General features: G+C 40.4%; 12 protein-coding genes. 8 read left to right on the forward strand and 4 right to left on the reverse strand.

What is annotated here, in order from left to right; translation table 11 throughout:
• The first annotated feature begins 73 nt into the window (after window positions 1–73).
• From ACO067_RS17260 to ACO067_RS17270, 3 genes are all read left to right on the forward strand, one after another.
• Entirely contained in the window at window positions 74–619 is a 546-nt protein-coding gene (locus ACO067_RS17260) for an EF-hand domain-containing protein (protein WP_421876305.1), read from the forward strand.
• A gap of 178 nt (window positions 620–797) precedes the next feature.
• The gene (locus ACO067_RS17265; RefSeq protein ID WP_421876307.1) at window positions 798–2,099 is read left to right on the forward strand and encodes a tetratricopeptide repeat protein; all 1,302 of its coding nucleotides are present in this window, start codon (window positions 798–800) and stop codon (window positions 2,097–2,099) included.
• Between the two features lie 213 nt (window positions 2,100–2,312).
• Window positions 2,313–4,460 carry a hypothetical protein gene (locus ACO067_RS17270; RefSeq protein WP_421876309.1) on the forward strand — a complete coding sequence of 716 codons (2,148 nt, stop codon included), beginning with the start codon at window positions 2,313–2,315 and terminating at the stop codon, window positions 4,458–4,460.
• Window position 4,461: 1 nt separating this feature from the next.
• Here the strand turns inward: ACO067_RS17270 and ACO067_RS17275 are convergent.
• Window positions 4,462–5,585 (reverse strand): IS3 family transposase gene (locus ACO067_RS17275; RefSeq protein WP_421869815.1). Its coding sequence is split into 2 segments (ribosomal slippage): window positions 4,462–5,330 and window positions 5,330–5,585, totalling 1,125 coding nucleotides; the frame shifts between segments, so codons are not numbered across the junction.
• A gap of 253 nt (window positions 5,586–5,838) precedes the next feature.
• Between ACO067_RS17275 and ACO067_RS17280 the strand changes: the two genes are divergently transcribed.
• The 3 genes from ACO067_RS17280 (at window position 5,839) to ACO067_RS17290 (ending at window position 7,326) form a co-directional block, all read left to right on the forward strand.
• A complete protein-coding gene (locus ACO067_RS17280; RefSeq protein WP_421876310.1) occupies window positions 5,839–6,297 on the forward strand; it encodes a hypothetical protein in 459 nt (152 codons plus the stop codon).
• Entirely contained in the window at window positions 6,290–6,448 is a 159-nt protein-coding gene (locus tag ACO067_RS17285) for a hypothetical protein (protein ID WP_421876312.1), read from the forward strand. The genes ACO067_RS17280 and ACO067_RS17285 overlap by 8 nt, the downstream gene beginning before the upstream one ends.
• A gap of 122 nt (window positions 6,449–6,570) precedes the next feature.
• Entirely contained in the window at window positions 6,571–7,326 is a 756-nt protein-coding gene (locus ACO067_RS17290; RefSeq protein WP_421876314.1) for a hypothetical protein, read from the forward strand.
• 108 nt (window positions 7,327–7,434) lie between these two features.
• Here ACO067_RS17290 and ACO067_RS17295 read toward each other — a convergent pair whose 3' ends face one another.
• The gene (locus tag ACO067_RS17295) at window positions 7,435–7,980 is read right to left on the reverse strand and encodes a TIGR00730 family Rossman fold protein (RefSeq protein WP_421876316.1); all 546 of its coding nucleotides are present in this window, start codon (window positions 7,978–7,980) and stop codon (window positions 7,435–7,437) included.
• 104 nt (window positions 7,981–8,084) lie between these two features.
• Between ACO067_RS17295 and ACO067_RS17300 the strand changes: the two genes are divergently transcribed.
• Window positions 8,085–9,068: an aldo/keto reductase gene (locus tag ACO067_RS17300; protein WP_421876318.1), complete on the forward strand. Its 984-nt coding sequence runs from the start codon at window positions 8,085–8,087 to the stop codon at window positions 9,066–9,068.
• 1 nt (window position 9,069) lies between these two features.
• Here ACO067_RS17300 and ACO067_RS17305 read toward each other — a convergent pair whose 3' ends face one another.
• Together ACO067_RS17305 and ACO067_RS17310 are read right to left on the reverse strand one after the other, a co-directional pair.
• Complete coding sequence (locus ACO067_RS17305) at window positions 9,070–9,789, reverse strand: hypothetical protein (protein ID WP_421876320.1); 720 nt, start codon at window positions 9,787–9,789, stop codon at window positions 9,070–9,072.
• A 144-nt stretch (window positions 9,790–9,933) separates the two neighbouring features.
• On the reverse strand, window positions 9,934–11,481 hold the full coding sequence (locus ACO067_RS17310; protein WP_421876322.1) for a GNAT family N-acetyltransferase: 1,548 nt from the start codon (window positions 11,479–11,481) through the stop codon (window positions 9,934–9,936).
• A 120-nt stretch (window positions 11,482–11,601) separates the two neighbouring features.
• Here ACO067_RS17310 and ACO067_RS17315 point away from each other — a divergent pair, with 120 nt between their 5' ends.
• A complete protein-coding gene (locus ACO067_RS17315) occupies window positions 11,602–12,981 on the forward strand; it encodes a cystathionine beta-synthase (RefSeq protein WP_421876324.1) in 1,380 nt (459 codons plus the stop codon).
• The last annotated feature ends 13 nt before the right edge of the window (window positions 12,982–12,994 follow it).

Raw genomic sequence — 12,994 nt, forward strand, 5'->3', positions numbered from 1 at the left:
GCCTCTTTTTGTCCTTTCCTAAAGGAAGTATGGTGGTCTCTTCGTATCTTAATAGACGATTAACTAATAAGCCATGACCGAGATTCAGGAACAAAAAATCGTGCATTTCTTCCGAGTGCTGGATCGAAATGACAACAGCATACTGGAGGAAGATGATTTCACACTGGTAGGAGAAGCACTTTCTGACGAGATTGGTCTGGATCGGCACTCCACGGCACGGTTGTCCATCAAAGTAAAATCGTACAGGCTCTTTTTTCAGATTTTAGAGGATCTGGGAAAGGAGACGGCATCTCTTACGAGAGTAGAATGGCTGGCATTTTTTCAGCAAAAGGTGGTGTCCGGACCGAATGAATACATTCATCAGACAGTGGATTATTTGTTTTCCTTGTTTGATCAGGATAAAAATGGGTTCATCGACCGAAAGGAGTACATGGACATGTTTCATGCGTATGGTCTGTACAAGGCCAACTCAGCTAAGGCGTTTGATTTAATCGATCTAGATGGCGATGGACTGATTAGCCGGGAGGAATTGATTCAGGCAGTAGACGAGTTCTTCCAATCGTCAGACCCGGGTGCTGCCGGCAACTGGATTTTTGGAAATTGGGTGGAGGGGCATTGATGCATTTTCTTGTGTATGAAAAAATAGCTGTACTTGCCGAGCCCACTTTATTCCGTTATTTTGGAGACTGAAAAATTGCTAGCTGTAACTAAACGTTTAATAAAATGGCTAGCGAGAATTATAAGGCGTATAGGTTTCACTGGTGAAACATATACGGATGTTGTAAGCCATATTGGAAATGAGAAAAAACATATTATTACTTGTAGTTCTTTTATTCAGTTGGACTTTGTCTAACGGACAAGATACATTCTGGAAACTATTATCTAAAGAGGAATATGCCGAAGCATCCAAAGAGGCAGAGAACTTAGCAAATGAAGAATTTGATTATTTGTACTTAGCCGCTATTTGTAGTCATTTAAATTATGATTATAACCGATATTACCAATTTTCGGATTATTACTTGAGTCAGGTTCAAGGTGAGTCTAAGAGATTAACGGAGATTTTGAAATCCAACTATGATGAATCAAGTTATATCATTAATAATTATGTTGGAGTAGTCAAACAGCTCAATCCCTCGGTTGAGTTAAATAGTCCGGAATACTATTTTACTCGATCACTTGACCTAAAAAAAACAAATCCAATTGCCCACAATTATATGTCAATGATATCTATCCAAAATGGACAGTTCAACAAGGGCATTGAACATGCTAAGAAGTCAATCAGTTTTGATACGGCATATCCCGAACCATACAACAATTTGGCCTTTGGACTATATAAGACTGGAGATAAGGAAGGCGCTGTTGATTACTTGCTCGAATGCCTAAAAAAATGCCCAAAAAACACGAACAGTACGTACATGAATTATATTCAACTGGCTTGTGAAGAAGTGGTATTAATGGTTGACAATTCAATGTTCGGAGCACCTGGGTTTACTAAGAATGAAGATCGAGAAGAATTAATTGAAGCTCTTAAGATTTATCCAGAAAATTATTTATCAATGGTAAATCAATTCCTTTCTTATAGCAGCTATACTGAGGCTGGTATATTACTAGAAAAATTTACCCCTTCCCAAGAAACAAATGATCGCTATTACTATTTGCTAGGCATTCTAGGAATTTATTCTAATTCTTCTAGCAAAGTCAATTCAGCAGTTGATAGTCTGATCAAGAATGATGCATTTGACAATGCATTGGAACTCGGAAACGAGTACTTTCAAAATCAACAATTTGAAGAAGCATCTAAAATTTACCTGAAAATTGTACCTATTGCAAGAACCTCAGACCAAAGAATGAAAGTTCATGCGAATCACGGGACAGCACTTCTTCAACTTCAAAAACATGATGAAGCAATTGAGGTATTTAAAAATGTTCTGGAATTTGCGCCTGAGGACGATATCACATTGACGAACATTGGAATTGTGTACGCACTTAAAGAAGACAAAGCAAAATCAAGAGAATACCTTGAATTAGCAAAAAAGCATTGCCAAAGTGATCAGCAAATGGCGGCAATCGATTTATGGATGGAAAAAGTAACTGAATAGACGGCTTACAACAAACACTAAAATGAATATGAGAACTGAGCATTTTGAAAGAATTTTGCGAAACAGATATTTCAGTGCCTCAAGCACCTGGGGCGCATACTCATTTTAGTTAGACGTTTCATGCCGTGACGTAGAAAAACGAGCTGCAAAAAAAAATTGTCACGAGTCACACATTCTTTAAATACAAGGCTCTTAAACCGTTATATTTAGGATATGAAAGAGCTTTTCACTTCTAATATTTTAACCAAATACTTGAGTAAGTTCAACTTACATCAAGACCCTAAAATTTCTGAAAAAAAGGAGATAGTTAAGAATTGGACTGAGATGTTATCAATTGGGAGGATTTCTGCAGAGAAAGAAGAATCAATAAGACCTCAATTTATAAATGATTTCTTTGGAGAAATCCTGGGTTACAATTATGGCAATTCCTCTTTCTACATGCTTCGACTTGAACAAAAATCTAATATTGACGCAACGAAGGCTGATGCAGCATTAGGTTTTTTCAGACTTATTGAGAAAGAGATTTCCCCAGAAGTACATGCCGTAGTTGAAATAAAAGGTTCGGATAAGGGATTGGATGAAAAACAAAATCGAGAAACATTCAAGAGTACCCCAATAGATCAAGCATTTAATTATGGTAGCAAAACGGGTCACTCGTGTAAATGGGTCATTGTAAGCAATTTTAAAGAAATAAGATTCTATCACTATCCATCTGGTCAAGGAAAGTATCAGTCATATCTGATTGAAGAGCTTATTGAAGAGAGGAAATTGAAAGAGCTAATCTTTCTATTTCATAAGGATCGTTTGATTAGTAAAAATGAATCGCAAACGGATAGACTTCTTCATAAAGTCAACAATCTAAAACTTGATTCAAATATATCTGAACATGTCTTGGACGAAATGTACCAAGCACTAAAGAAATTTGATCAATTCGGATTTGTAGACCCCAATTTGATCGCCAACATTCACCCATTTAACATTTTGGAAGAATATGTCTGGCATTATGAAAGGAACGAACTTTTTTCGATTAATCCGAAAATTTATAAACTGCTCAAAGAAATTGAAATAGATGGCACCAGAATCAAAATAGGTACGAATCTTGAAAGTGAATTAGAAGAGCTGGTCAGCGATTATTACCAAAAACTTGAATTTATATTTCGATTCCTAAATCATTCAATGATTTATAAAATATCTGCCGTCGAGGATTACAAAAAAATCGAAAAAAGAAATAAATCAACGATAGGTTTCGGCATCCGACACCAATTCCATTTTACAGATCAAGAAGGGTTTTGCAAGGACATTTTTATCATTTCAAATTCATCATGCAACTGCATAAGCTGTACATATCGCAAATTAGATATTGCTGATTTGCTTACTAGAGTAAAGTCTGCATTTAACAATCCTCTTTACGACACTTTTGAATTTGCTTATGGAAATTATATACTCGCTTCGGATAATTACAAAAAGACATATCAAATTCTCAGAAACATAGAAAAATCCTGCAAGAATAAATCGGGTTATGAAGTCGATTACTTCCTGTCGAAGTTAAACTTGAAGTATTTGCACAACTTAGTTCGTGATTATGATTTGGAAGACAGAGGAGAAATCTTAAAATACATAAGAGGAATTGATATTGATAAAGTAATCTCCAATGAAGTGGATATTCATGTAGATGGAGAGGTAAGGCAGTACCTTTTGGAAATAAAAGAAGGGAAACTCATTAGAGATGTTGAGAAGAAAGTTGCTGAAATTGTAAGTCAAATTAAAAGCACAAAAAATTTACTCGATAATGGTGGTTCTGGAGGTAGATCAGATGTAGAAGGTCTACATCATCAGTATATGCTTATTTACTCCTTTGTAAATAGAAATTTTCTTATCTACGATATTTTCACAGATTACAAGAATATTTTTAAACAGGTTTTTGAAGGATTAATATTTAGCTTTCTCACAAAAGGAGCTGGGCTCGAAAGGTTTAATTGTTTCTATTTAACAGAAGCAACTATTCATTTGTCCCATCAAGACTTACAAAAGTTACTTGAAAAAGTAGAATCAATAGATATTGATGAAGAGGGGCTAGAGGATTATTTGACAAGAGCAAATGGTTTTCTCAGTTCATTTTATTCTAAAGGAATTTTCAACGACCCTTATCGCCCTAACTTGATTCTGGAGAGTATGAGCAACTACAGCTATAAATGGAAAGTTTCTGATCTATTCGGAAACATATTATTGATCATCGGAAAACTAAATATCACGAAAACTCATATTCAAAAATTATTCCCGTCACTTATTGGTTATTTGAAAACTGAAGATGAGTTAGCTCATTGGTGTAACCTCCCCATTATTAGGACTGGGATCAAATAGACTAATTCTCTAAATATTTACAAAATTCATTCTGGTAGTTTTCATTCTTAGTTTGGTATTTCAGATACTGAACGGGAGATAGTTTGCTCAGGGAATCATGCCCTCTGACTAGGTTATAGTCTTCAGCAAATTCACTGGTCTTCTTCCTTACCGATTCAAGTGAATCAAATAAATAAGCATCCAGTATATCTCTTCTGTAAGTTCCATTAAACCTTTCTATATAGCTGTTCTGCATCGGTTTTCCAGGCTGGATATAAGCTAATTCAATATGCTTTTCCTGACACCAATTCTTCAGTGTGTTGGAAATGAACTCAGGGCCATTATCTGTTCGGATTCGTTGTGGTTTACCTCTCCAGAAAATAGTCTTTTCAAGGACTCTAATGATCCTTTCAGCAGGTAAAGAAGTATCGATTTCAATGGCCAGTATTTCACGGTTAAAATCATCAATGAGATTAAAAGCTCTAAACTTCCGTCCAGTAATCAAGCTATCGGAAACGAAATCTGCTGACCATGTATGGTTAGGTGATGCAGGAACTTCCAATGGTTGCTTAACTCTCGCTGGAAGCCTTCTTTTACGCTTTCGCTTCAAGTTCATTCCGATCGATTTATAGACTCGATATACACGTTTGTGATTCCAGGGGTGACCTTGTTTCCTAAGCCTGTCGAACAGCTGCCAAAACCCTTCTGTAGGGTGTTTGTCAGCTAATCGATTAAGGACATCAATCACCTCATGATCATCCTTTCTGCTCTGATAATAATACATTGATTTGGATAGGCTCAGTATCCTACAAGCCCTGCCAACACCAACAGTAAAACGTTCTCTGATGATGTCAGCCTTCTCCCTTTTAATGCAGGGCTTTAGATCTTTCCCGACAGTACGTCTTTCAGTATTTGATGGTCCAAACTTAAGTCGGCAAACATCTGTTTCAAGCGTCTGTTTTCCTCTTCCAACTCCTTGAGTTTCTTTAACTCATTGGCTTCCATACCTCCGTATTTCTTTTTCCAGTTATAGAGGGTAGACTTATGGATGCCATATTCACGGCAGATGCTCTCTTGATCTCTGCCTGATTCATGTTCCTTGAGCGCTTTGACTATCTGCGCCTCTGATATTCTTCGCTTTTTCATCTTGACTGTTTAAATGTACAATTTTTGTCGCCTTTCAAACAGTCCTATTTTTAGGGAAGCTTACAATCCCTTTGGGAGAAAGTCCGCCACGTCTGCGCGACCGAAGTTTTAAATCTATATCAAGGCCGGGCCGCGTAGGCGTGGCTATGTGCGAGACGAGAGGTTAGTGCTTTCTAATCCCCACTCATCATAGGTGCGTTGTGAGGAATATGTGCCAGTGGTAAAGGTATAGTGATTTGTCGTACCTTTGAATATGATCAAGTCAGCATATTTGGACACATCGGTTTTTGGAGGATACTTTGACGATGAGTTTTCGGATAACACCATTCCTTTTTTCGAGCGGATAATTGATGAACGAATCCAAATATTTGTCTCAAGACTTCTAATAGCCGAACTGGCAGGTGCTCCTGATGAGGTTAGGGAACTCCTTAATCAGATACCTCGTGAACAACAGGTATTTGTGGAACTCACAGAAGAGGCAAGAAAATTAGCCAATAAATACATAGATGAGAATGTTGTTGGACGAACGAGCAGAGCTGATTGTCAACACATTGCAATAGCGACACTTGCAAAAGCGGATGTTTTAGTGAGTTGGAACTTTAAACACATTGTGAACCTTGACCGAATACGTGGGTATAATGGAATTAACCTACTAATGGGCTACAACACGATTGAGATACGAACACCTAAAGAAATTGAGAGATATGATTAAGGAAAAAATCAAAACACAAAAAGGCATTGTGAAGAAGCTGAGAGCAATCAGGGATAAGTTCAACAAAGACATTCAAGATATGACCTTGGAGGAGGAGCAGAAATATCTTGAGAAAATGTCTGCTAAATGGAAGAACTCCCCACAACATTAGATCAAAATGAATTCGCTTACTTTCTTCGTAGATAGCGAGAAGCTATATAGATACTTATGATTCCTAGTAGAGTGCAGGCGCACTCATTTTAGTTAGACGTTATCTGTCATAATTGCAACCTGATGAAAGATTCAATAAAGAAAAACATTCAATTTTTTGTTCTCGAACTCATTATTATCATTCTAGGTCTAACTGTAACCTTTGCAATTGACGACTGGAAAGAAAATCGCGAACGAGAAGAAAAGAAAACAGAAATTCTAAACTCAATTTTAGATGATATTGAATGGGAGCGAAAAAGTTGGGCTTATACGGATTCCGTTTTTAATATACGGTTACAAACAATGGACTCCATCCTAAATGGGAATTTGGTTCAAGAAACCTCAATCGCCAATTTATTAAAATCAAGTGTACGCCTCGTTGACCAGAACTTGGAACTGATACATTTGTCAGATTGGCAAGTTCTAACAGGTAGCAACGAACCAGAAATGACTAAGATTAGAACGCTAATTAAGGATAAGTCTCTTCTTTTCTCAATAAGTCAATATTTGGTTGTATCAGCTTCTCAATTCGATTTTGAGCCTCCTAGTCAGGCAAAATTCATAGATATTTTAAATAAGGATATTTTGACCGACTTAAATAACAGTTGGAAAAATGACAATAAGAGATTTAAAGAAACTGGAGACTCATATGGCAACTTAGTAATGGGAGACTTCCCACTTGGTGAAAAATATCACGAACTAGTGAAAAATGAAGCATTTAAGAGATCTCTTCTAATGTATAGTATTTATGTACGTGAAAAACAGAGAGATATAATCCTTCTTAATTTGGTTCTTGACTCCCTAGAAGAGAAATTGAAAACTGAAATCAACGAGAGATAACAGTTGTAGCTGTTGCACAACTCCTTCAAATCATTAAGAAGACCCGTGAATCTGATCGAGAATATCAGGACGCTTAAGTCAGTAGAAATCTGTGTGACATCCTTTAAATCAATCCACAACGCCCATTGTCACTAACAACTCTTCAATCTGATCACTAATGATCAGTTCATCTCGTTGTGTTTTGGAGAGAAAGCCCTCACTGACAGAATGATCGATGAAGTCAAACAGTTTGTCGTAGTAGCCGCCCGTATTTAAGAAAGCACACGGTTTGTCATGATAGCCGATCTGGTGCCAGGTGAACACCTCGATGATCTCTTCCAGTGTGCCGATTCCTCCTGGCAGGGCGATGAATCCGTCGGATAGCTGAGCCATCATGGCTTTGCGTTCGTGCATCGTTTTCACCACATGGAGCTTGGTTACCCCGGTATGGCCCACTTCTGCAGTCATCAGTTTTTCAGGAATTACTCCGATCACTTTCCCGCCATGTTCCAGGCAGGCATCTGCTGCAGCTCCCATGAGGCCAATCTTTCCGCCCCCATAGACCAATTCTATTCCCCTTTCAGCCAGGAGTTTTCCTACCGCTTGTGCTTCGTGTTGGTAGAGGGTGTTGTGTCCTGTGCTGGATCCACAGAAGATGGCGAGGCGTTTGATCATGGGTTTTTTAGATTAATTCCTCAAAACTAGGGAATACTTTGTTTACCAGAACCACCAAACAATTATGCAGTTGCTAATATTGTATGAAGTAAACAGACAATGCAATGAAGTATAGAACCTTAGGACGAACCGGATTAGAGATTTCTGAGATTTCATTAGGCACCTGGCAGGTTGGTGGCGGCTGGGGCGGCGCTTTCGACCGAAAAGTGGCTGATCAGATCATCCAAACGGCGCTGGATCATGGTGTCAATTTTTTAGATACCGCAGATGTGTACGACGAGCAGCAAAGTGAGCGAGCGGTAGGTGAGTATGTAAAAGCAGATCGGGATAAGCTCTACATCGCCACGAAAATAGGGCGACGGATAAATCCCCATGTGGCAGAAAATTATACACCCGAAGTGTTGGAAGACTATGTCAATCAGGCGTTGAAAAACACCGGGCTGGATTACCTGGATTTGGTTCAGCTGCACTGTCCACCTACACCGGTTTACGAATACCAGGAGATCTTTCAGAAGCTAGAAGATATCCGCAGTTCGGGTAAGGTTCGTCACTTTGGAGTTAGTGTAGAAAAGGTAGAGGAGGCTGAGATGGCGGCCACCTATGAAGTAGTAGAGTCTATGCAGATTATCTTCAACATGTTTCGTCAAAAGCCTGCGGATTCTTTGCTGCCAATGCTGAAAGAACGCGGTATAGGGGTGATCGCTCGTGTACCATTGGCCAGTGGCCTACTGTCTGGTAAAATGACCTCTGACCGAACCTTTGCCCCCAACGATCACCGTCACTTCAATCGGAATGGTGAAGTATTTGACAAGGGAGAGACTTTTTCGGGCGTTCCATTGGACCTGGGTCTGAAGGCTGTGGATGAACTGAAAACCTTATTTGGAGATCGGGAGCTTTATAAATATGCTCTGAAGTGGATCTTAGCATTTGACTCGGTGAGTACGGTGATACCAGGAGCCAGCAAGCCGGAGCAGGTGATCTCCAATATCGAAGCGATCAATTTGCCAGACTTTAATGAGGATCAGATGAAATCGGTGAAGAAGATCTATGACGAATACATCAAGTCAGAGGTGCATCAACTGTGGTGATTCACGGACCTTTTATAAGCAAGTCAATTGGATTCTTTATGGGTTCAATTGATTTGATCTCTGTTAACCAGAAGTCCACAGTGGTATTCTGTGCAACATGATACCTTAGTCTGACGAAACCATAGGAGGGGTGATAATAGCTGGTTAGACGGTATGTTCCGAGTGAGCTTGTCGATTGAGATTCGGTCACTGTACATGTCAATTCTCCAAATGGAGTTTCAATGGATTTACTTTCAGTATTTTCATATTGAAAATCAAGCCTGATTTTTTCTTTGTTGTCAATGGAGTCTATCCAATGTCCACCAATAATCATCATATCTTGCCAATAATCAGTGGAATGTTTGAGATATGGGTAAGGATAAAGTTCAAGGATCTTAAAGATGCCAGTTCTTGGCGGATGAATCCATAGATTGGTTTCGTTTTCTACTATCCCTGTTTGTTCCAGACGATTCAGAGCATTGGAGAATGTAAAACCTATTTCAGTCTGTTTCTTTTCAGTTTTCTCTCTCTTTTTAAGGGATAAGACCGATAGGGTGACGATGATGGTGTCTTCAGGCTTCTGTGCAAAGACACAGTGGTAATAAATCTGTGTGCCCGGTTTGAAAATGAGGTTATCCTCATCCGTGTTTTTTGCTTTGTCCTGCAGTAGGTTAGGATAGGTTTGAGCACTGGATAGTAAGCTGTAGAGTAGGAGCGCTGGTAGAGTTAGAAGCTTTTTCATCTATTAATGAGCAAAAAAAAATTACGCGCCGGGTCGTATGGCGCGTAATCTGAAGAGGATTGAAGAAGTATGTGTGTACTCAATCGAATATAAAGGTCGGCAATTATTGCTACGAAAGCAATACCCCGAATTGGGTATTTTCACTCATTTCTTCAATTTGATGTTGTATAAATCCAATCTTCTGTCTTTAAGATTTCTCACACTGCCGAACTCGTGAAGCTCTTTGAGTAGTTCCAAATCCAGGTCTCCGATTACGGTCATTTCCGTGTTTGGAGTCGCTTCTGCTTTGATGGCATTGGTGGGGAAGGCAAAGTCCGAGGGGGTGAAAATCGCACTTTGTGCGTATTGGATGTCCATATTGTTGACCTTGGGTAAGTTACCCACGCATCCAGCTATAGCCACATAGCATTCATTCTCAATCGCCCGAGCCTGGGCACAGTATCGCACCCGGTTGAATCCATTTTGAGTATCTGTCAAAAACGGTACGAAGAGGATTTGCATCCCCTGCTCGGCATAGAGTCTGGAGATCTCAGGAAACTCCACGTCGTAGCAAATGGTAATACCTATCTTTCCAGCGTCGGTATCAAATACTTTTACTTTATCACCGCCAGTCATACCCCAGCTATTCTGCTCAGATGGAGTGATGTGGATTTTTTCGTAGCTGTCCCAGGAGCCATCTCTTCGGCACAAATAGGATACGTTGTAGAGTGTCTCATCGCGAATTTCGGGCATGGATCCAGCAATGATGTTGACATTGTAGGCTACTGCGAATTCGGTAAACTTTTCTCGCAATAACTGGGTGTACTTGGCTAGTCCACGGATAGCTTCTGGTTCGCCGAGGTGGTTGAACTCAGCCATGAGCGGCGCATTGAATAACTCTGGAAACAGGATGAAATCTGACTGGTAATCACCAAACGCATCAATGAAATACTCCATCTGTTCGACCAGGGCTTCAATGTTACGCAGCGGCCGCATTTGCCACTGTACAAGCCCTACGCGGATATACGTTCTGGGAGCATTGATCAGCTGCTCTTTTTCCTGATAGTAGATATTGTTCCACTCCAGTAGTGTGGCATAGTCCTTGGAGCGCGAGTCTCCCGGCAGGTAGTTTTTTAATATCTTCTTAACGTGAAAGTCGTTGCTAATCTGAAAGTTGAGAATGGGATCGTGAATTTCTCGAATCTTCACTGCATCAATGTACTGACGAGGAGTCATTTCATCGGCATAATCTGCATAGTTGGGGATCCTACCACCTGCCACGATGGACTTTAGGTTGAGATTTTCACAAAGCTCCTTCCTGCCGTCATATAGCCTACGCCCGAGGCGCATTCCCCTGTAGTCCGGGTGCACGAATACATCTATTCCATAGAGTACGTTCCCGTCAGGATCGTGGGTGCTAAACGACTCATTGCCGGTGATTTTGTTGTAGGTGTGGTTGTCTCCGAATTTGGAATAATCCACAATAATAGCCAACGCTGCGGCCACCATTTTGCCTTCCACTTCGATGCAGAGTTGACCTTCTGGAAAGACTTTTAGCAGTCGCTTGATGTCCATTTTTTCCCAGTAGGGATCTTCCACGCCTTCATAGACTCGCTCCATGATTTCACGGACCTGAGGATAGTCTGTCAGCTGCAGGTTCCTGAGATGCACATTTAGTTTTTTCGCTTTCGAGTTTTCACTAGATCTTTCCATATTCATTAGAGTTAACCGACTTCCGGCCAATTTGATTGGAAGATGTGGAAAAAGAATGCAATCCGGTGTGGGTGGTGCTGCTTTTCTTTAATTTTGCGCAAAATAAAATCAAACACTCGCATGCGTTATTACAATACCCTGATAGAAACCATTGGTGATACTCCTCTTGTAAAACTGAACAGCGTCAACAAAGGGATCAAAGGGACGATTCTGGTAAAGGTAGAATATTTCAATCCCGGCAACTCAGTGAAAGATCGGATCGCTTTGAAAATGATCGAAGATGCTGAAAAGGAAGGGGTTTTGAAGCCTGGTGGTACCATCATCGAAGGTACCTCTGGAAATACGGGAATGGGATTGGCGCTAGTGGCTCAGGCCAAAGGGTATAAATGCATTTTTACATTAGCTGACAAACAGTCTCAGGAAAAAATCGATATTCTACGTGCAGTGGGTGCGGAGGTGATCGTATGTCCCACCAACGTGCCACCTGAGGATCCGAGATCTTACTATTCGGTGGCTAAGCAGCTCAACAAAGACATTCCTAACTCCTTTTATCCCAATCAATACGATAACGTATCCAATACTGCTGCTCACTATGAGTCTACCGGACCCGAAATCTGGAGAGATACGGAGGGGAAAATAACGCATTATGCGGCGGGAATGGGTACTGGCGGAACCATCTGCGGTACGTCCAAATACCTCAAAGAACAAAACGCTGGGGTTGTTTCAGTGGCTATTGACTCGTACGGTTCTGTGTTCAAAAAGTACAAAGAAACGGGAGTCTTCGATGAGCAGGAGATCTATCCATACCTAACTGAGGGGATTGGTGAGGATATCCTTCCGAAAAATGTTGATTTCGACATGATCGATCACATAGTGAAAGTGACCGATAAGGACGGAGCAGTGATGGCCAGAAGGCTGGCCAGGGAAGAGGGACTTTTCATTGGGTGGTCGTGTGGCTCTGCAGTGCACGGTGCACTGGAGTTTGCCAAAGAAAACCTGAAAGAGGATGATGTGATGGTGATCTTGTTACCAGATCATGGCACACGCTACCTGGGCAAAGTATACAATGATAACTGGATGAAAGACCATGGATTTTTGGAGTCAAGAAAGTTTGCCACGGCTAAAGATATTATCCAGGGAAGAAATGGTTCTGGTGAACTCAAAACCATCCAGCAAGATGTGAAAGTAGGAGAGGCCATCCTGACGATGAATCAGAACGGTATCGATCAGGTGCCTGTAGTGGATGCAAAAGGTGATTTTGTAGGCAGTCTGAATGACACCAAAGTATTGAAGAGCCTGTTGGATAATCCTGACATCAAAAATGCTGCTGTGAGTGAGATCATGGAGCCCCCATTTCAGTTTGTAGGCATGGATAATACGGTGGATGTCCTTTCATCTCTTATTCGTAAGAATGCAAGTGCCTTACTGGTAAGAGATGAAGAAAACAAGGTGCATATCGTCACACAGAGTGACTTATTGATGGCGATTAGTGCAAATTAGGAAGTTTGCCCTC

It is taken from the genome of Marinoscillum sp. (genome assembly GCF_965229915.1).
Taxonomy (GTDB): Bacteria; Bacteroidota; Bacteroidia; order Cytophagales; family Cyclobacteriaceae; genus Marinoscillum.